This window comes from Variovorax sp. FW301-JW7, from assembly GCF_058788795.1.
The window spans coordinates 921,244-939,555 of the sequence record NZ_JBYTBC010000001.1 but is presented as its reverse complement, the minus strand read 5'-3'; the positions used below and the strand labels follow the sequence as shown (position 1 = coordinate 939,555).

15 protein-coding genes are annotated in these 18,312 nt (G+C 68.1%); 6 read left to right on the top strand and 9 right to left on the bottom strand.

Annotated features, from left to right (window positions below; genetic code table 11):
• Positions 1–68: 68 nt before the first annotated feature.
• The gene (gene purL / locus AC3WQM_RS04225; protein WP_492677055.1) at positions 69–4,037 is read right to left on the bottom strand and encodes a phosphoribosylformylglycinamidine synthase; all 3,969 of its coding nucleotides are present in this window, start codon (positions 4,035–4,037) and stop codon (positions 69–71) included.
• A 156-nt stretch (positions 4,038–4,193) separates the two neighbouring features.
• Between purL and map the strand changes: the two genes are divergently transcribed.
• Entirely contained in the window at positions 4,194–5,018 is an 825-nt protein-coding gene (gene map / locus AC3WQM_RS04220; RefSeq protein ID WP_489056748.1) for a type I methionyl aminopeptidase, read from the top strand.
• 22 nt (positions 5,019–5,040) lie between these two features.
• A complete protein-coding gene (locus AC3WQM_RS04215) occupies positions 5,041–7,650 on the top strand; it encodes a [protein-PII] uridylyltransferase (protein WP_062471264.1) in 2,610 nt (869 codons plus the stop codon).
• A gap of 24 nt (positions 7,651–7,674) precedes the next feature.
• Here the strand turns inward: AC3WQM_RS04215 and AC3WQM_RS04210 are convergent, their stop codons facing one another.
• Positions 7,675–8,019, bottom strand: a complete 345-nt coding sequence (locus tag AC3WQM_RS04210; protein ID WP_492677054.1) for a hypothetical protein — start codon at positions 8,017–8,019, stop codon at positions 7,675–7,677.
• Between the two features lie 91 nt (positions 8,020–8,110).
• The gene (locus AC3WQM_RS04205) at positions 8,111–8,743 is read right to left on the bottom strand and encodes a response regulator (RefSeq protein WP_492677053.1); all 633 of its coding nucleotides are present in this window, start codon (positions 8,741–8,743) and stop codon (positions 8,111–8,113) included.
• 199 nt (positions 8,744–8,942) lie between these two features.
• Here AC3WQM_RS04205 and AC3WQM_RS04200 point away from each other — a divergent pair, with 199 nt between their 5' ends.
• The 3 genes from AC3WQM_RS04200 to AC3WQM_RS04190 all read left to right on the top strand — a co-directional run bounded on the left by AC3WQM_RS04200 (position 8,943) and on the right by AC3WQM_RS04190 (position 11,395).
• On the top strand, positions 8,943–9,185 hold the full coding sequence (locus tag AC3WQM_RS04200) for a helix-turn-helix domain-containing protein (RefSeq protein WP_489056744.1): 243 nt from the start codon (positions 8,943–8,945) through the stop codon (positions 9,183–9,185).
• A gap of 124 nt (positions 9,186–9,309) precedes the next feature.
• On the top strand, positions 9,310–10,965 hold the full coding sequence (gene pgm / locus AC3WQM_RS04195) for a phosphoglucomutase (alpha-D-glucose-1,6-bisphosphate-dependent) (protein ID WP_492677052.1): 1,656 nt from the start codon (positions 9,310–9,312) through the stop codon (positions 10,963–10,965).
• Between the two features lie 16 nt (positions 10,966–10,981).
• Complete coding sequence (locus AC3WQM_RS04190; protein ID WP_492677051.1) at positions 10,982–11,395, top strand: PPC domain-containing DNA-binding protein; 414 nt, start codon at positions 10,982–10,984, stop codon at positions 11,393–11,395.
• Here AC3WQM_RS04190 and AC3WQM_RS04185 read toward each other — a convergent pair.
• From AC3WQM_RS04185 to AC3WQM_RS04175, 3 genes are read right to left on the bottom strand one after another with little or no spacing between them, the layout of a single operon-like run.
• Positions 11,350–12,408, bottom strand: coding sequence for an amino acid ABC transporter permease (locus AC3WQM_RS04185; protein WP_492677050.1), 1,059 nt, complete (start codon positions 12,406–12,408; stop codon positions 11,350–11,352). The two genes, AC3WQM_RS04190 and AC3WQM_RS04185, sit on opposite strands and share 46 nt — an antisense overlap.
• A complete protein-coding gene (locus AC3WQM_RS04180; protein ID WP_492677049.1) occupies positions 12,405–13,406 on the bottom strand; it encodes an amino acid ABC transporter permease in 1,002 nt (333 codons plus the stop codon). Before AC3WQM_RS04180 ends, AC3WQM_RS04185 begins: the two co-directional genes overlap by 4 nt.
• On the bottom strand, positions 13,403–14,461 hold the full coding sequence (locus tag AC3WQM_RS04175) for an amino acid ABC transporter substrate-binding protein (protein ID WP_492677048.1): 1,059 nt from the start codon (positions 14,459–14,461) through the stop codon (positions 13,403–13,405). Before AC3WQM_RS04175 ends, AC3WQM_RS04180 begins: the two co-directional genes overlap by 4 nt.
• A gap of 173 nt (positions 14,462–14,634) precedes the next feature.
• Here AC3WQM_RS04175 and AC3WQM_RS04170 point away from each other — a divergent pair, with 173 nt between their 5' ends.
• On the top strand, positions 14,635–15,024 hold the full coding sequence (locus AC3WQM_RS04170) for a DoxX family protein (RefSeq protein WP_489056738.1): 390 nt from the start codon (positions 14,635–14,637) through the stop codon (positions 15,022–15,024).
• A gap of 24 nt (positions 15,025–15,048) precedes the next feature.
• Here the strand turns inward: AC3WQM_RS04170 and def are convergent, their stop codons facing one another.
• The 3 genes from def to ligA form a co-directional block, all read right to left on the bottom strand.
• Positions 15,049–15,588: a peptide deformylase gene (def, locus tag AC3WQM_RS04165; RefSeq protein WP_492677047.1), complete on the bottom strand. Its 540-nt coding sequence runs from the start codon at positions 15,586–15,588 to the stop codon at positions 15,049–15,051.
• Between the two features lie 49 nt (positions 15,589–15,637).
• Positions 15,638–16,084 carry a hypothetical protein gene (locus tag AC3WQM_RS04160; RefSeq protein ID WP_489056737.1) on the bottom strand — a complete coding sequence of 149 codons (447 nt, stop codon included), beginning with the start codon at positions 16,082–16,084 and terminating at the stop codon, positions 15,638–15,640.
• Positions 16,085–16,203: 119 nt separating this feature from the next.
• A complete protein-coding gene (gene ligA, locus AC3WQM_RS04155) occupies positions 16,204–18,300 on the bottom strand; it encodes an NAD-dependent DNA ligase LigA (RefSeq protein WP_492677046.1) in 2,097 nt (698 codons plus the stop codon).
• Positions 18,301–18,312 lie beyond the last annotated feature (12 nt).

Here is an 18,312-nt window from a genome sequence, read left to right as displayed (position 1 = left end):
GACCCGAGCCTGGAGGGCATTTTTCGTTGGCCGTCGTCAGGCCGCCTGCACGGCCCGACGTCGCCCGATCAACCCACCCACTTGCGCGCGTTGCGCCAGATCTGCATCCACGGGCTCAGATCGCTCTTGTCGCCCGAAGTCCAGCTCATCTGGATGTTGCGGAACACGCGCTCCGGGTGCGGCATCACGGCGGTGAAACGGCCGTCTGGCGTGGTGACCGAAGTCAGGCCGCCCGTGCTGCCGTTCGGGTTGAACGGGTACTGCTCGGTGGGCTGGCCGTGGTTGTCCACGAAGCGCATCGCGCCGATGGCCTTGGCGGCGTCGCCGCGGTGCTTGAAGTTGGCATAGCCCTCGCCGTGCGCCACCGCGATCGGCAGGCGGCTGCCGGCCATGCCCGCGAAGAAGATGCTGGGCGACTCGAGCACTTCGACCATCGACAGACGCGCCTCGAAACGCTCGCTCTGGTTGGTGGTGAAGCGCGGCCAGGCCTCGGCGCCCGGGATGATGTCGGCCAGCTCGGCGAACATCTGGCAGCCGTTGCACACGCCCAGGCCGAAGGTGTCGGCGCGGCCGAAGAAGGTCTTGAACTGCTCGGCCAGCTTCGGGTTGCAGGTGATGCTGCGCGCCCAGCCGATGCCGGCGCCCAGCGTGTCGCCATAGCTGAAGCCGCCGCAGGCGACCACGCCCTTGAACGCGGCCAGGTCCGCCCTGCCCGTCTGCAGGTCGGTCATGTGGACGTCGAAGGCCTCGAAGCCGGCTTCGGTGAAGGCATAGGCCATCTCGACGTGCGAGTTGACGCCCTGCTCGCGCAGGATCGCGACCTTGGGGCGCGACTGCAGGATGGCCGGTGCCACCGGGGCGTTCGGCAGGAACACATGCATGCCCGGGTCGTTCGGCACGCCGGCCGCGGCGTGCTCGGCGTCGGCGCAGGCCGGGTTGTCGCGCTCACGGGCGATCTTCCAGCTGACCGAATCCCACACCTGGTGCAGGTCGTGCAGCGAGGCGCTGAACACCGACTTGGCATCCCGCCAGACTTCGAGCTTGCCCTTGCCGGCGTCCATGGCCGAGCTGGCGGGACGCGTCTTGCCGACGAAGTGGCTGTGCGTGCTCAGGCCGTGGGCGCGCAGCACCTGCATCACGTCGTTTCGCTCGGCGGTGCGCACCTGCAGCACCATCCCCAGCTCTTCGTTGAACAACGCCTTGAGCGTGAGCTCTTCGCGGCGCGCACTCACCTGCTGCGCCCAGTTCTTGGCGTCGCCGGTTTCCATGCGGCTGTCGGAAATGCCGTCGCCTTCGGTGACGAGCATGTCGACATTCAGCGCCACGCCGACGTGGCCGGCAAAGGCCATTTCGCAGGCGGTGGCGAACAGGCCGCCGTCGCTGCGGTCGTGCATCGCGAGAATCTTGCCGTCGGCGCGCAGCGCGTTCACGGCGTTGACCAGCGCGACCAGCTGCGCCGGGTCGTCGAGGTCGGGCACGGTGTCGCCGCTCTGGCCGAGCGTCTGCGACAGGATGCTGCCCGCCATGCGGTGCTGGCCACGGCCGAGGTCGATGAGCACGAGCGTGGTGTCGTCTTCCGTCGCGTCGAGCTGCGGCGTGAGCGTGCCGCGCACGTCGGCCAGCGAGGCGAAGGCGGTGACGATCAGGCTCACGGGCGAGGTGACCTTCTTGGCTTCGCCGTTGTCCTTCCACTGCGTGCGCATCGACAGCGAATCCTTGCCGACCGGAATCGACACGCCCAGGGCCGGGCACAGTTCCAGGCCCACGGCCTTCACGGTCTCGTACAGCGCAGCGTCTTCGCCGGGCTCGCCGCAGGCGGCCATCCAGTTGGCCGACAGCTTGACGCGCGAGAGTTCGATCGGCGCGGCCAGCAGGTTGGTGATGGCCTCGGCCACGGCCATGCGGCCCGAGGCCGGCGCGTCCAGCGCGGCCAGCGGCGTGCGCTCGCCCATGCTCATGGCTTCGCCGGCGAAGCCCTTGTAGTCGGCCAGCGTCACGGCGCAGTCGGCCACGGGCACCTGCCACGGGCCGACCATCTGGTCGCGATGCGTCAGGCCGCCCACGCTGCGGTCGCCGATGGTGATGAGGAAGCGCTTCGAAGCCACGGTCGGGTGCGCGAGCACGTCGATGGCGGCCTTCTGCAGGTCGACGCCCGTGAGGTCGAGCGGCTTGAAGCTGCGGGCGACGGTCTTCACGTCGCGGTGCATCTTGGGCGGCTTGCCCAGCAGCACGTCCATGGGCATGTCGACCGGCTGCACCGCCACGCCTTCGTCGGCCACCAGCAGCTGGCGCGCTTCGGTCGCCACGCCGACCACCGAGAACGGGCAGCGCTCGCGCTCGCAGAAAGCCTTGAACTGGTCGAGCGATTCGGGCGCGATGGCCAGCACGTAGCGCTCCTGGCTTTCGTTGCACCAGATTTCCTTGGGCGCCATGCCCGACTCTTCGAGCGGCACGGCGCGCAGGTCGAAGCGCGCGCCGCGGCCGGCATCGTTGGTGAGCTCGGGGAAGGCATTGCTCAGGCCGCCGGCGCCCACGTCGTGGATCGCGAGGATGGGGTTGGCCGCGCCCTGCTGCCAGCAGTGGTTGATGACCTCTTGCGCGCGGCGTTCGATTTCGGGGTTGCCGCGCTGCACCGAGTCGAAGTCGAGTTCGGCCGCGTTGGCGCCGGTCGCCATCGAGCTGGCGGCGCTGCCGCCCATGCCGATGCGCATGCCGGGGCCGCCGAGCTGGATCAGCAGCGAGCCGGCCGGGAACAGGATCTTCTTGGTTTGCGTGGCGTCGATGCTGCCCAGGCCACCCGCGATCATGATGGGCTTGTGGTAGCCGCGCTGCACGGTGTCGAGGTCGCTCGCCACCGCCTGCTCGTACTCACGGAAGTAACCCAGCAGGTTGGGACGGCCGAATTCGTTGTTGAACGCGGCGCCGCCCAGCGGCCCCTCGGTCATGATCTGCAGCGGGCTGGCGATGTGCTCGGGCTTGCCGTAGTGGCCCTCTTCCGGCCAGAGCTTCGAGACCGTGAAGCCGGTCAGGCCGGCCTTGGGCTTGGAGCCGCGACCGGTGGCGCCTTCGTCGCGGATCTCGCCGCCCGCGCCGGTCGAGGCGCCCGGGAACGGGGAAATGGCGGTCGGGTGGTTGTGCGTCTCGACTTTCATCAGCACATGGCTCAGGGCGCTATCTTTTTGATAGCTCTGAGAGCCTTCGACGGGAATGAAGCGCTCGATGGTCGCGCCTTCCATCACCGAGGCGTTGTCCGCATAGGCGATCACCGTGTGCTGCGGGTTCTGCTTCTCGGTGTGGCGGATCATCGAGAACAGGCTCTGCGGCTGGGCCACCCCGTCGATGGTGAAGTTGGCGTTGAAGATCTTGTGGCGGCAGTGCTCGCTGTTGGCCTGCGCGAACATCATCAGCTCGACGTCGCTGGGGTTGCGGCCCAGGCGGGTGAAGGCTTCGACGAGGTAGTCGATTTCGTCTTCCGCCAGCGCCAGGCCAAAGCCGGTGTTGGCCGCCACCAGGGCGTCGCGCCCGCCCGTTTGCACGTCGACCTGCGCCATCGGCTGGGCCGGCAGTTCGCTGAACAGGCTGGCCGCCTGCTCGACCGCGGCGAGCGCCGATTCGGTCATGCGGTCGTGCAGCGGGCCGGCCACGGCGGCCAGGGCGTCGCCCTCGAGCACGGGGGCCTTGCCGATCAGCGGCGACTTGAGTTTCAGGTGGTACTGGGTGACGCGCTCCACGCGGCGCAGCGCCAGGCCGCAGTTGTGGGCGATGTCGGTGGCCTTGGAGGCCCAGGGCGACACGGTGCCCAGACGGGGCGTGACGACCACCGAGGCGCTCGCCTTGGCCGCCGGGGCCTCGAAGGGCTCGCCGTAGGTCAGGAGCGCGGCAAAGCGCTCGCGGTCGGCGTCGCCCAGCGACGCATCGGTGACCACCAGGTGGACGAAACGGGCCGAAATGCCCTCGATGCGCGGCTCGATGGCCTGCAGCTTCGGCAGCAATTGCCGTGCACGGAAGTCGCTGAGTGCGCTGCCGCCCTCGAACATGGTTACGACAGGAAGGGCTTGGGGTGCGGGCTGCGTCACGGTCGATGGGGCCTCGGGGGGCGCGTTGGAAATCAAGGAATCGAGGCGGATGGCCGCTGACTGGGGTCATCCGCGTTAACCCGGAATTTTAGCTTGCCGAATGGGATAATTCGGGGCATGAGCATTACCTACAAAGACGCCGCAGGCATCGAAGCCATGCGGGTCGCCTGCCGCCTCGGTTCCGAGGTGCTGGACTACCTCACGCCCTTCATCAAGCCCGGCATCACGACCAACGACGTGGACCGGCTGGCCGCCGAGTACATGGTCAAGCAGGGCACCACCTCGGCCACGGTGGGCTACATGGGCGCCAGCAGCGTGCCGTTCCCGAAGTCGCTGTGCACCTCGGTGAACCACGTGGTGTGCCACGGCATCCCCAATGACAAGCCCCTGAAGAAGGGCGACATCATGAATGTCGACGTCACCGTCATCAAGGACGGCTGGTTCGGCGACAACAGCCGCATGTTCGTGATCGGCGACGCGTCCATTGCCGCCAAGCGCCTGTGCAGCATCACCTTCGAAGCCATGTGGCACGGCATCCTGCAGGTGCGCCCCGGCGCCCACCTGGGCGACGTGGGCCATGCGATCCAGAAATTCGCCGAGGGCCAGGGCTTCTCGATCGTGCGCGAGTTCTGCGGCCACGGCGTGGGCCAGCGCTTCCACGAAGAGCCCCAGGTGCTGCATTACGGCCGCCCGGGCACGATGGAAGAGCTCAAGCCCGGCATGATCTTCACCATCGAGCCGATGATCAACGCCGGCAAGCGCGACGTGAAGGAAGACTTCAAGGGCGGCCAGTACGACGGCTGGACCATCGTCACGCGCGACCATTCGCTGTCGGCCCAGTGGGAGCACACGGTGCTGGTCACCGAGACCGGCTACGAGGTGCTGACGCTCTCCGAAGGCAGCCCGCCGCTGCCGGCCTTCGTCACCTCCACCAAAACCTGACGCGCCGAAGCGCGCCCCCGCCGTGATCGAAGCAGCCAAGATCGACGTGGCGACGCTGCGCGAAGCCTATCGCGCGAAAAAGCTCGCCCTTTTCGACACCCTGCGCTTCGCACGCGCGCCCACCCGCAGCGTGCACACGGTGCTGCGCCAGCTCTCGGCGCTGGCCGACCAGACGCTCACTGCGCTGTGGAACGAAGCCGGCTTCGGCGACGCCTTCGCGCTGGCCGCGGTGGGCGGCTACGGGCGCGGCGAGCTGTTTCCGTACTCCGACGTCGACGTGCTGCTGCTGCTGCCGCCCGAAGGCCAGGACAGCGGCGTCGAGCCCGCCCGCATCGAGGCCTTCATCGGCCAGTGCTGGGACGCCGGCCTCGAGATCGGCTCCAGCGTGCGCACGCTCGAGGAGTGCCTGGACGAGGCCGCCAAGGACATCACGGTCCAGACCTCGCTGCTCGAATCGCGCCTGATCACGGGCGACAAGAAGCTCTTTGCGGCCTTCCGCCGCCGCTTCACCCAGGCCATCGACCCGCAGGCCTTCTTCGTGGCCAAGTCGCAGGAAATGCGGCACCGCCACCAGAAGTTCGACAACACGCCCTACGCGCTCGAACCCAACTGCAAGGAATCGCCTGGTGGCCTGCGCGACCTGCAGACCATCCTGTGGATGAGCAAGGCCGCCGGCTTCGGCAGCCGCTGGGACGACCTGGCCAAGAACGGCCTGGCCACGCCCTTCGAGGCGCAGCAGATCAAGCGCAACGAAGCCCTGCTCTCGCTGATCCGCGCCCGCCTGCACGTGATCGCCAACCGGCGCGAAGACCGGCTGGTGTTCGACCTGCAGACCGCCGTGGCCGCGAGCTTCGGCTACGAGAGCGAATCGCAGCGCAAGTCGAGCGAGGCGCTGATGCGCCGCTACTACTGGGCGGCCAAGGCGGTGTCGCAGCTCAACCAGATCCTGCTGCTCAACATTTCCGAGCGGCTGCAGCCCATCGACGAGCAGCCCACGACGATCAACGAGCGCTTCTACGAGCGCGCCGGCCTGATCGAGATCGCCAGCGACGACCTGTACGAGCGCGAGCCGCACGCGGTGCTCGAGACCTTCCTGCTGTACCAGAAGACCATCGGCGTGAAGGGCCTGTCGGCGCGCACGCTGCGTGCGCTGTACAACGCGCGCCATGTCATGGACAGCAAGTTCCGCAACGACCCGGTCAACCACGTGACCTTCATGCGGATCCTGCAGCAGCCCTACGGCATCACGCATGCCTTCCGGCTCATGAACCAGACCTCGGTGCTGGGACGCTACCTGCGCGTGTTCCGCAGCATCGTGGGGCAGATGCAGCACGACCTGTTCCATGTGTACACGGTCGACCAGCACATCCTGATGGTGCTGCGCAACGTGCGCCGCTTCTTCATCGCCGAGCATGCGCACGAGTACCCGGGCTGCTCGCAGCTCGCGGCCGGCTGGGACAAGCCCTGGATTCTTTACGTCGCCGCCCTCTTCCACGACATCGCCAAGGGCCGCGGCGGCGATCACTCCACGCTCGGCGCGCGCGACGTGCAGCGCTTCTGCAAGCAGCACGGCATCGCGCGCGAAGACGCCAAGCTCATCGAATTTCTCGTGGCCGAGCACCTGGTAATGAGCCAGGTCGCGCAGAAGCAGGACCTGGGCGACCCCGAGGTCATCGGCGCCTTTGCCAAGCGCGTGGGCAACGAGCGCTACCTCACGGCGCTGTACCTGCTGACGGTGGCCGACATCCGCGGCACCTCGCCGCGCGTGTGGAATGCCTGGAAGGGCAAGCTACTCGAAGACCTGTACCGCTTCACGCTGCGCGCCCTGGGCGGACGCATGCCCGACCCTGACGCCGAGGTCGAGGCCCGCAAGCGCGAGGCGCTGGTGCAGCTCGCCCTGCACGCCCAGCGCTTCGAGGCGCACAAGGCGCTGTGGGACACGCTCGACGTCGGCTACTTCATGCGCCACGACGCCACCGAGATCGCCTGGCACGCCAAGCAGCTGTCGCGCTTCGTGCCGCCGAAGAACGTGCCCATCGACCCGAAGGCGTTGCCCATCGTGCGCGCGCACCTGTCTCCGGTGGGCGAAGGCCTGCAGGTGGTGGTCTACACACCCGACCAGTCCGACCTCTTCGCGCGCATCTGCGGCTACTTCGACCAAGCGTCATTTAGCATCCTGGACGCCAAGGTCCACACCACGAGCAACGGCTACGCGCTCGACACCTTCCAGGTGGTGACGACCTTCCAGCCCGACCACTACCGCGACCTGATCAGCATGGTCGAAACGGGCCTCGCGCAAACGCTCACCGAAGCCGGCGCCCTGCCCGCGCCGAGCATGGGACGCGTGTCACGCCGGGTGCGCAGCTTTCCGATCAAGCCGCGCATCAGCCTCGTGCCCGACGACAAGGCGCAGCGCTGGCTGCTCAGCATCTCAGCCAGCGACCGCGCGGGCCTGTTGTATTCGGTGGCGCGCGTGCTCGCGCGGCATCACCTGAACCTTCAACTGGCGAAGGTGACGACCCTGGGCGAACGGGTGGAAGACACCTTCCTGATCAGCGGGCCGGAACTGCAGGGCCAGAAGACGCAGCTGGCCATCGAGACCGACCTGATGGAGGCGCTGGCCTCGCAGTGAGGCCGCTGAATCGGCGTGTGCGGCTCAGCCGCAGTACGCGCCGAGGATGCGACCCGTGGGATCGACCTGCGCGTTGAGGCGCGTCGCGTCCTGCGCCGGATCGGCCGGCGCCGTGGCCGGCACGGTACGTGCGGTTTTCGCGCCGGCGCGCTGACGCATCTCTTCGAGCAACGGGCGCGTCGCCTGCAAGCCGAGCGCAAAGCGCACCTCGGGGGCCTGGCAACTCTCGGGCGGCGGCGCGAAGCTCGGCGGCGCCGGCACGTCGGAGGTGAGCGGCCGGTCCTTGGGCGGGGCCTCGCAGCCCGCGAGCACTGCAGCCAGGGCCGCAGCCATCAGAAGAACCCCGTGCCGGCCAATCGTCATGCGCATCTTGTCTTGCTCCTTGAAACCAGCCTGAAGCTTAGCCGCCCGCGGTGGCCCGCTCAACCGACCTGAAGCTTAGCCGCCCGCGGTGGCCCGCTCATGACCCCTTGCGCTGCAGCGGCGACAACAGCCCCAGGCGGATGCCCGTGATCACGGCCTCGGTGCGATTGTGCACACCCAGCGCCTGGAACAAGGTGCCGATGTACTCCTTCACCGTGTGCTCCGACAGGCCGAGCTCGCGCGCGATCGACTTGGTCGGCAGCCCGCGCGCCAGGCCGTGCAAGGTGTCGGCCTGCCGCGGACTGAGCGTCGGCCTGGCGACGCTCTTGGGCCCCAGGTGCAGGATCTCTTGAGGAAGGTAGACCTCCCCCGCCAGCACGGTCTCGAAGGCCCGTTTCAGGAAATCGGCCGGCATGCTCTTGGGCACGAAGCTCATGGCGCCGGCTTCCAGGCAGCCACGGATGATGTCGACATCGGTCGAGGCCGACACCACCACGGCCGCGATGTCGGGCGCCGCCGCCTTCAGGCGCACCAGCGCGTCCAGGCCGTACTCGCCCTTGAGTTCGAGGTCCAGCAGACAGATCGCCAGGTCGGGGTGGCGCAGCGCCAGGGCGCAGGCCTCATCGACCGTGGCGGCTTCGAAGATTTCGGCATTGCGTTCCATGCTCTCCAGCAGCATGCGCAGACCCGCGCGGAACAACGCGTGGTCGTCCAGCATCATCACTTTCATGGCACACCCCCTTCGACCTTTCTTGGTCGATATGCACCCTCATTCTGACGCTGGCGCCGACGGGTGCACCCACCGCGCGTCGGAACTAGATCACCCTCCATGCAAAAAACTACCAGCCCCTGCGAAGGAGGGGTTGGGTCCCTTGCACGTTTCGAGGAGATTCAGAGCCGACCGCTGTTGTCGCCAAAGGGGGCCGACCATGAATGCCAGCTTTCAAGACCGCCTGATCTCGCTCGTTGCCGGATCGCAGCCTCAATGGAAATCCGAGCTCGCCCGACAGTGCGGCGTCAGCGCCCCCACCGTGATCCGCTGGCTCACCGACCGTCACAGCGGCGCCGGTACCCTGCACCTGCATGCGATCGCCGCGTACTTCGAGGTGCCGGCCCGGTGGCTGGCCACAGGCGACGGCCCGGAGCGGGTCCGCACGCGCCGCTCACATTGAAAGCGTTGTAAGCGAAGCGCTGCGAACGGGCGCGCAGACGGCAAGCCGGCCCGGGCCATGGCGTATGCTGAACGGGCGCGCACGGCACCGCCGGCGCGCTCCCATTTCATCACCCGCTTTCGACATGAGCACCTCTTCCCATCCCCTCGCGGGCCAGCCGGCCCCGTCTGACCTGCTGGTGGACGTGCCGCGCCTCGTCTCGGCCTACTACACCGGTCGCCCCGACCCGGCCGTGCCGAGCCAGCGCGTGGCCTTCGGCACCTCGGGCCATCGCGGCTCCTCGTTCGACGACGCGTTCAACGAGTGGCATGTGCTGGCGATCAGTCAGGCCATCTGCGATTACCGCAAGCAAAAGGGCATCGACGGCCCGCTGTTCCTGGGCATCGACACGCACGCGCTGTCGACGCCCGCCTTCGCCAGCGCGGTCGAGGTGCTGGCGGCCAACGGCGTCGAGCTGATGCTCTCGAAGGACGACGAGTACACGCCCACGCCGGCCGTGTCGCACGCCATCCTGGTCTACAACCGCGGACGCACCAGCGGACTGGCCGACGGCATCGTGATCACGCCCTCGCACAACCCGCCCGAAAGCGGCGGCTTCAAGTACAACCCGCCGAACGGCGGCCCCGCGGGCACCGACATCACCTCCGCCGTCGAAGCCGCCGCCAACCAGATGCTGGCGAACAAGCTCGAAGGCGTGAAGCGCATGCCGCTGGCGCAGGCGCTGAAAGCGTCGACCACGCACCGCCACGACTACCTGAATACCTACGTCGAAGACCTGGCCCAGGTGCTCGACATGGACGCGATCCGCGGCGGCACCATCGACCTGGGCGTCGATCCGCTGGGCGGTGCCGGCGTGCACTACTGGCCCGCCATTGCCGCGCGCTACAAGCTCCAGCGCCTGAACGTGCTGAGCCAGGCCGTCGATCCGACCTTCCGCTTCATGTCGCTCGACTGGGACGGCCGCATCCGCATGGACCCGTCGTCGCCCGACGCGATGCACGGGCTGGTCGCGCTGAAAGACCGCTTCGGCATCGCCTTCGCCTGCGACACCGACCACGACCGCCACGGCGTGGTCACGCGCAGCGCGGGCCTGATGCAGCCGAACAACTACCTCGCGGTGATGGTCGACTACCTCTTCACGCACCGCCCGCACTGGCCCGCGCAGGCTGCCGTTGGCAAGACGGTGGTCAGCAGCCGCATGATCGACCGCGTGGCAACGCAGCTGGGTCGTCCGCTGTACGAGGTGCCCGTGGGCTTCAAGTGGTTCGTCGACGGGCTGGTCGACGGCTCGCTGGGCTTCGGCGGCGAGGAAAGCGCGGGCGCCACCTTCTTGCGCCACGACGGCAGCGCATGGACCACCGACAAGGACGGCATCGTGCCCGCCCTGCTCTCGGCCGAGATCGCCGCGCGCACGGGTCGCGACCCCGGCGAGCGCTTCACCGAGCTGACGCAGGCGCTGGGGCGCCCGGTGTCCGACCGCGTGGACGCGCCCGCCACGCCCGAGCAGAAGAAGCGCCTGTCGGCCCTCTCGCCGCAGCAGATCACCTCGACCACGCTGGCGGGCGAGAAGATCGAGAACGTGCTGAGCCACGCACCGGGCAACGGCGCGGCCATCGGCGGCGTGAAGGTCGTCACCGAGAACGGCTGGTTCGCCGCGCGGCCTTCGGGCACGGAGAACATCTACAAGATCTACGGTGAGAGCTTCCTCGGCGACGAGCACCTCGCACGCATCCTCGGCGAGGCGCAGCAGGTGGTCGACAAGGCGCTGTCGGCGAGCTGACGCGAGGCGCACGCGCATGGACACGCTCGTGCTGCGGCTGCAACCGGGCGACGACCTGCGCGCGGCGCTCGACGCCGTGCTGAAGCAAGCCGGCATCGGCGACGCGGCGTTCGTGGTCTCGGGCATCGGCAGCCTGAGCAGCGCGAGCATCCGTTTCGCAGGCGCAGAGACGGCGACGCGGATCGAAGGCGACCTTGAAATCCTCACGCTCGCCGGCACGCTGTCGCCCGATGGCTCGCACCTGCATCTCAGCGTGTCGGATGCCACTGGCCGGGTGTCGGGCGGTCATGCCGCGCCGGGCTGCGTGGTGCGCACCACGGCCGAGATCCTCGTCGCGGTGCTGCCCGAGTGGCGCTTCTCGCGCGAACCCGACGCGCAGACCGGCTACGCCGAGCTCGTTCCCAGACGCCGCTCCAGCCAGACGCTGTAGCGCGACAGCCCGAAGCACAGCAGCCAGTAGACGGCTGCCACGAAGAGATAGCCCTCGAGATAGAACGGCCGCCAGACCGGGTCGCCGCCCAGTGCCAGTCCAAGCGCGCCGGTCAACTCGAACAGGCCGACCACGGTGACCAGCGAGGTGTCCTTCAGCGTGCCAACCACGCTGTTGGTCAGCGCGGGCACCACGAGGCGCAGCGCCTGCGGCAGCACGATGTCGCGCTGCACCGGCCAACGGCCGAAGCCCAGCGCCATCGCCACCTCGGTCTGCCCGCGCGGCACGGCCTGCAGGCCGCCGCGGATGATCTCCGCAAGATATGCCGCAACGAACAGCGTGAGCCCCATCAGCACGCGCACCAGCACGTCGGGCTGCCAGCCCGCGGGCCACAGCAGCGGCAGCAGGAACGAGGCCATGAACAACACCGAGATCAGCGGCACGCCGCGCACCAGCTCGATGTAGCTCGCGCTCAGCGTGCGCACCACGGGCCATTCGGAGCGCCGCCCCATCGCGAGCAGCAGCGCCAGCGGAAAGGCCAGCGCCAGCCCGACCACCGCGAGCCCGATGGTGAGCGGCAGGCCGCCCCAGCGGCTGGTCGGCACCGTGCTCAGCCCTGCCACGCCGCCGTGCATCAGCCCGACGAACAGCAGCAACGCCACGCCCCACAAGGGCGCCAGCCACCAGCGCCAACTGCGCGGCCAGGCGCTGAGCACGGTCACCGCGGACAGCACCACCACCGCGATGGCCGGACGCCATTGCTCTTCGTACGGAAAGCGACCGAACAGCATGGGCCGCCACTTCTCGGCCACCACGCCCCAGCAGGCACCGTGCTGCACCGCGCGGCAGGCCTCGGCGTCGGGGCGGAACACGGCGTGCACCACGCCCCATTCGAACGCGTGGAAGCCGGCCCAGGCCAGCAGGCCCAGCAGCAGCACCGTGGCCAGCGCGCGCAGCGGCGAACCCCACAGCTCGCTGCGCCATGCGATGGGGCCTTGCGCGACATTTCTCATCGCCAGCCTCGCAGCGCGACGCGCGCGTTGTAGCGGTTCATGCCGAAAGAGATCACGAGCGACAGCAGCAGGTACACCGCCATGATGATCGCGATGCACTCGAAGGCCCGTCCATTGGAGCCGATGGTGGTGTTGGCCACCGACACCAGTTCCGGGTAACCCACGGCCACTGCGAGCGACGAATTCTTGGTAAGGCTCAACAGCTGGTTGGTGAGCGACGGCACGATCACGCGCAGTGCCTGCGGCAGGATCACGATGCGCAGCTGCTGCACCGACGACAGCCCCAGCGCCTGCCCCGCCAACACCTGCCCCTGCGAAACCGAGAGGATGCCGGCGCGCACGATCTCGGCGACGAAGGCCGCCGAGTACAGCGACAGCCCGGCGACGATGGTCACGTACTCCGGGCTCAGCGCGGCGCCGCCGCTCACGCCGAAGTCACCGCGCTCGGGCCATTCGAAATGCGTAGGCCACCCACCGCCCTCGCCCGCCACGGGCCAGGGCACGCTGAGCCCGCCCTTACTGAGCCACACGCCCGGCAGCAGGTGCACGGGCTCGGTCGGATCGGGCAGCAGGTGGGCCATCGCGAAGGCCAGCATCAGCAGCTGCACCAGCAGCGGCACGTTGCGCAGCAGCTCCACATACGCCGTGCAGATGCCGCGCAGCAGCACGTGCGGCGCGAGCCGGCCGATGCCGATCAGCGTGCCGAGCACCACCGCGAAGATGGCCGCCGGCACGGCCGCGCGCACGGTGTTGATCAGGCCCGCGAGGAACGCGCGCCATGACGGCTGGCTGGCATCGAAGTCGAGCCAGCCTTCGCTGATCGAAAAGCCCGCGGGCTCGGTGAGGAAGTCGAAACCCGAACGCACGCCGCGTGCGCGCAGCACGTCGAGCGCATGGTTCACCACCCAGGCGGCGCCGGCCACGACGGCCAGCACCAAAAGGGCCTGCACGAGCCAGGCCAGCCAGGCGCCGCGGCGCGAGGCGCCTTCCTGCCTCATCGCACTGGTGGTGCGTAGATCAGGCCGCCCTTGCTCCAGAGGTTGTTGGAGCCGCGCGGCAGCTTGAGCACCGACTTCGGTCCGACGTTGCGCTCGAACATTTCACCGTAGTTGCCCACGGCCTTGATGGCGCGGTACGACCAGTCCTTGTCCAGGCCCAAGAGCTTGCCGAGGTCTTCACCGGCACCGAGCAGGCGCTGCTGCGCCGGGTCCTTGCTGCCGGCCTTGAGCTGATCGGCATTGGCTTGGGTGACACCGAACTCTTCCGCCTCGATGAGCGCGTTGGGCACCCACTTGGCGATGGCGAACCACTCGTCGTCGCCGCGGCGAACCAGGGGTGCGAGCGGTTCCTTGGAGATCAGTTCGGGCAGGATGAGGTAGTCGTCGGGGTTGGTCGCTTCCTTGTTGCGCAGGCCGGCCAGTGCCGAGGCGTCGGTGGTGAAAGCCTGGCAGCGGCCCGAGAAGAAGGCCTTGAACGACGCTTCGAAGCTCTCGAACACGACGGTCTTCACCGGGATGTTCTGCGCGCGGAAGTAGTCCGACACGTTCTTCTCATTGGTGGTGCCCGACTGCGTGCAGATGGTGGCGTTCTTGAGCTGCTTGGCGCTCGTCACCTTGAGCTTCTTGGGCACCAGGAAGCCCTGGCCGTCGTAGTAGGTGATGGTGGTGAAGTTGAAGCCCAGCGACGCGTCGCGCGTGAGCGTCCAGGTGGTGTTGCGCGCGAGGATGTCGATCTCGCCGGCCTGCAGGGCCGAGAAGCGCTGCTGCGAGTTGAGCGGCACGAAGTCGACCTTCTTGGGATCGCCCAGCACGGCCGCGGCGATGGCGCGGCAGGTGTCGACGTCCAGGCCCGACCAGTTGCCCTGCGTGTCGGGGGCCGAGAAACCGGCCACGCCGTTGGTCACGCCGCACTTGACGGTGCCGCGCTGCTTGACCGCATCGAGCGTTTTGCCGGCAAAGGCCGGGGCCGCAGTGGCCAGCGCGAGAACGGAAGCGGCGGCGAGCAATGCCGGGCGCAGTCGGGTGGTTGGGGTGGTCGTTGTCTTCTTCGTCATGGGTGTGTACTCCTCAACAGTAGGCAAAAGGCAGTGTACGGGGCGATGCAGGTCGACGACAAAGAACCCTGCGTTGGATACATATGTCGAACTGCCTCTTGGCGACAGGCCGGTTTGCCTCGCAGTTTCACTACCATACGGCCCTTTCATCACTCCCGAACAGGAATCACACCATGGTCAAGTCCGACGACACCGGCAAGCTCATCCTGCGCGTTGCGCTGGGCATCCTCATCCTGCTGCATGGCATTGCCAAGGTCGGCAAGGGCGTCGATGGCATCGGCGGCATGCTCGCGTCGCACGGCGTGCCCGCGGTGCTGGCCTACCTGGTCTACGTGGGCGAGATCCTGGCACCGGTGCTGCTGATCGTCGGCCTGTTCACGCGGCCCGCCGCACTGGTCGTGGCCATCAACATGGTGGTGGCGATCTGGCTGGCCCACCGCAAGGACCTGGGCGCGCTGAACGGGCAAGGCGGCTGGGCGCTGGAACTGCAGGGCATGTTCCTGTTCGCGGCGATCTCGCTCGCGTTCACGGGTGGCGGGCGCTTCGGGCTCAACAACAAGTAAGCCTGCCAACGGACGGACGACCCGTCAGTCGTCGTCGGCCGCATCGAGGCCTGGAAACAGGACCCCGGTGTAGCCGAAGCGCGAGAAATCGCGCACCCGCATCGGGTACAGCTTGCCGAACAGGTGATCGACCTCGTGTTGCACCACGCGCGCATGAAAGCCGTCGGCGGTGCGGTCGATCGGGTCGCCATACAGGTCGAAGCCCGTGTAGCGGATGTGGGCGAAGCGCGGCACCACGCCGCGCAGGCCCGGCACTGACAGGCAGCCTTCCCAGCCCTCTTCCTCTTCATCGCCCAGCGGGGTGATGACAGGGTTGAGCAGCACGGTGCGCGGCACCGGCGGCGCGTCGGGGTAGCGTGGATTGACGGTGTCGGTGCCGAAGATAACCAGTTGCAGGTCGACGCCGATCTGCGGCGCCGCAAGGCCGGCGCCATTGACCGCCTGCATGGTCTCGAACATGTCGCGCACCAGCAGGTGCAGTTCGTCGGTGTCGAAAGCGGCGACCGGCTGCGCGGTGCGCAGCAGCCGGGGGTCGCCCATCTTGAGAATTTCGCGGAAGGCCATGGCGGGATTATCGCGACAGCCTCACACGAACGTCATGCCTGGGCCGCGATCACGGAGGCGTGGTGCCTTGCGAGTCGGGCGAAGTCCACAGCCGCGCCCGGCCGGTCGGCATCTGCTGCGGCCGCGAAGGCGTGATACCGGGCACACCACCCGCACCGGGCCGCACAGGCGGCACCACAGCAACCGGCGGACGGCCACCACCCCAGGGCGGACGCGCCGTCGGGTACGAAGGCGTGGGCCGCACGCCAGGGTACGGATAGCCGGGCCGATAGCCGTCGTAATAGGGACGGCGGTCGTAGTACGGGCGACGGTTGTCGTAGTAGCCGCCACCCTGGATGTAGACCGGCGCAGGCACCACCACGGGACCCGGATCGGCGTAGTACGGGTCGGAATAGCCGCCGGAGTAGTACGGATCGCCAGGAACGGCCACGCAGCCGGTCAGCAGCGCGATGCCGCCGAGTGCGAGGCTGGTAGCGAGAACACGAATTTTTTGCATGAGGGACTCCTTGTCGGCCTTCTGTAGTCGTTCAACGCCCGCTTGTAGACCCTGTTGACTGCGCGGATGTGAAGTCGCGTAACGGCCGGTAAGGGCCCCAGCCACCGATGCCGACCGCTTCAGGCCTCAGGTGCCGGTGGAACCCCGTTCGCGAGGATCTCCAGCATACGCGCCTCGTCGATCACAGTGACGCCGATGTCGCGCGCCTTGTCGAGCTTGCTGCCAGCCTCTTCCCCGGCCACGAGGTAGTGGGTCTTCTTGCTGACGGAGCCGGCCACCTTGGCACCGGCTGCCTCCAATTTATCCTTCGCTTCGTCGCGGCCCAGCGTAGGAAGGGTGCCGGTGATCACGAAGGTCAGCCCCGCCAAAGGCTTGGGCGCCCGGGCTTCGGGCTCAAACTCTTCCCAGGTCAGGCCGCAGGCACGCAGCTGTTCAACCACCTCGCGGTTGTGCGGCTGGTCGAAGAAGGTGCGCAGGCTTTGCGCCACCACCGGGCCGACGTCGTTCACTTCGAGCAGTTGCTCTTCGGTCGCATCCATGATCGCGTCGAGCTTGCCGAAATGCTTGGCCAGGTCCTTGGCCGTGCTCTCGCCCACGTGGCGAATGCCGAGGCCGAACAGGAAGCGCGGCAGCGTGGTCTTCTTCGAGGCTTCGAGCGCATCGACGAGGTTCTTGGCCGACTTCTCGGCCATGCGGTCCAGGCCTGCCAGCGTGACGAAGCCCAGCTTGTAGAGATCGGGCAAGGTGCGGATCAGGTTGGCATCGACCAGCTGCTCGACCAGCTTGTCGCCCAGCCCGTCGACATCGACCGCGCGACGTGCCGCGAAATGCAGGATGGCCTCCTTGCGCTGCGCCGCGCAGAACAGGCCGCCGGTGCAGCGGTAGTCGACCTCGCCCTCCTCCCGCACCGCCTCGGAATCGCACACGGGGCACTTGTGCGGCATGGTGAAGATGGCGCCGCGCTGGTCGTCGGGCTTGGCCAGGCTGTCGGGCGCCACGCCCACCACTTCGGGAATCACGTCGCCGGCACGCCGCACGATCACCGTGTCGCCCACGCGCACGTCCTTGCGGCGCGCTTCGTCCTCGTTGTGCAGCGTGGCGTTGGTCACGGTCACACCGCCCACGAACACCGGCGCCAGCTTGGCCACCGGCGTGAGCTTGCCGGTGCGGCCCACCTGGATCTCGATGCCGACCACCTCGGTCAGTTGCTCCTGCGCCGGGTACTTGTGGGCCACGGCCCAGCGCGGTTCGCGCGAGACAAAACCCAGTTGCCGCTGCAGCTCCAGGCTGTCGACCTTGTAGACCACGCCATCGATGTCGTACGGCAGCGCATCGCGCTGGCGGCCGATGGTTTCGTGAAACGCTATCAGTTCAATAGCACCTGTCGCCCGCGCTGTCTGCGTGGCGACCGGGAAGCCCCAGGCGTGAAACTGCTGCAGCCAGTCGAACTGGGTGGCAATCTCGGGCCCGCCTTCGCTCGCGGGCGAGACCTCGCCCAGGCCGTAGGCAAAGAAGCTCAGCGGACGCGCCGCCGCGATCGCCGGGTCGTGCTGGCGCACCGCGCCGGCCGCCGCGTTGCGCGGATTGACGAACACCTTCTCGTTCTTCTGCCCGGCGGCGATCTTCTCGCGCTGGCGCTCGTTGAGGGCGTCGAAATCGGCGCGCTTCATGTAGACCTCGCCGCGCACCTCGACCACAGGCGGCGCCGCGCCCTTGAGCTTCAGCGGAATCTCGCGCACGGTGCGGATGTTCTGCGTGACGTCCTCGCCCACCTCGCCGTCGCCACGCGTGGCGGCCTGCACCAGCACGCCGTGCTCGTAGCGCAGGCTCATGGCCAGGCCGTCGAACTTGAGTTCGCAGACGTAGGCGATCTGCGGCGCATCTTCGGCCAGGCCCAGTTCGCGGCGCACGCGCGCATCGAAGGCGCTGGCGCCGGTCGGGGTGATGTCGGTCTCGGTGCGGATCGACAGCATCGGCACGCGATGGCGCACCTTGGCCAGCCCGTCGAGCACCGCACCACCCACGCGCTGCGTCGGCGAATCGGGCGTGCGCAGTTCGGGGAACTCGGTCTCCAGCACCTGCAGGCGCTGGAACATCTTGTCGTACTCCGCGTCGGGCAACTCGGGTGCGTCGAGCACGTAGTAGAGATGGGCGTGGCGATGCAGCTGCTCGCTCAGTGCGGCGGCTTCGCGTGCCGCTTCGTCGCGCGTTGTCATGGGGTGTCCCTC

Coding starts and splice junctions, on each gene's coding strand:
- AC3WQM_RS04205 (WP_492677053.1), bottom strand. CDS start 8,743: ATGAAAGTGATGATGCTGGACGACCACGCGTTGTTCCGCGCGGGTCTG.
- purL (WP_492677055.1), bottom strand. CDS start 4,037: ATGTTCGAGGGCGGCAGCGCACTCAGCGACTTCCGTGCACGGCAATTG.
- AC3WQM_RS04190 (WP_492677051.1), top strand. CDS start 10,982: ATGGACACGCTCGTGCTGCGGCTGCAACCGGGCGACGACCTGCGCGCG.
- ligA (WP_492677046.1), bottom strand. CDS start 18,300: ATGACAACGCGCGACGAAGCGGCACGCGAAGCCGCCGCACTGAGCGAG.
- def (WP_492677047.1), bottom strand. CDS start 15,588: ATGGCCTTCCGCGAAATTCTCAAGATGGGCGACCCCCGGCTGCTGCGC.
- AC3WQM_RS04175 (WP_492677048.1), bottom strand. CDS start 14,461: ATGACGAAGAAGACAACGACCACCCCAACCACCCGACTGCGCCCGGCA.
- AC3WQM_RS04170 (WP_489056738.1), top strand. CDS start 14,635: ATGGTCAAGTCCGACGACACCGGCAAGCTCATCCTGCGCGTTGCGCTG.
- pgm (WP_492677052.1), top strand. CDS start 9,310: ATGAGCACCTCTTCCCATCCCCTCGCGGGCCAGCCGGCCCCGTCTGAC.
- AC3WQM_RS04200 (WP_489056744.1), top strand. CDS start 8,943: ATGAATGCCAGCTTTCAAGACCGCCTGATCTCGCTCGTTGCCGGATCG.
- AC3WQM_RS04185 (WP_492677050.1), bottom strand. CDS start 12,408: ATGAGAAATGTCGCGCAAGGCCCCATCGCATGGCGCAGCGAGCTGTGG.
- AC3WQM_RS04160 (WP_489056737.1), bottom strand. CDS start 16,084: ATGCAAAAAATTCGTGTTCTCGCTACCAGCCTCGCACTCGGCGGCATC.
- AC3WQM_RS04180 (WP_492677049.1), bottom strand. CDS start 13,406: ATGAGGCAGGAAGGCGCCTCGCGCCGCGGCGCCTGGCTGGCCTGGCTC.
- map (WP_489056748.1), top strand. CDS start 4,194: ATGAGCATTACCTACAAAGACGCCGCAGGCATCGAAGCCATGCGGGTC.
- AC3WQM_RS04210 (WP_492677054.1), bottom strand. CDS start 8,019: ATGCGCATGACGATTGGCCGGCACGGGGTTCTTCTGATGGCTGCGGCC.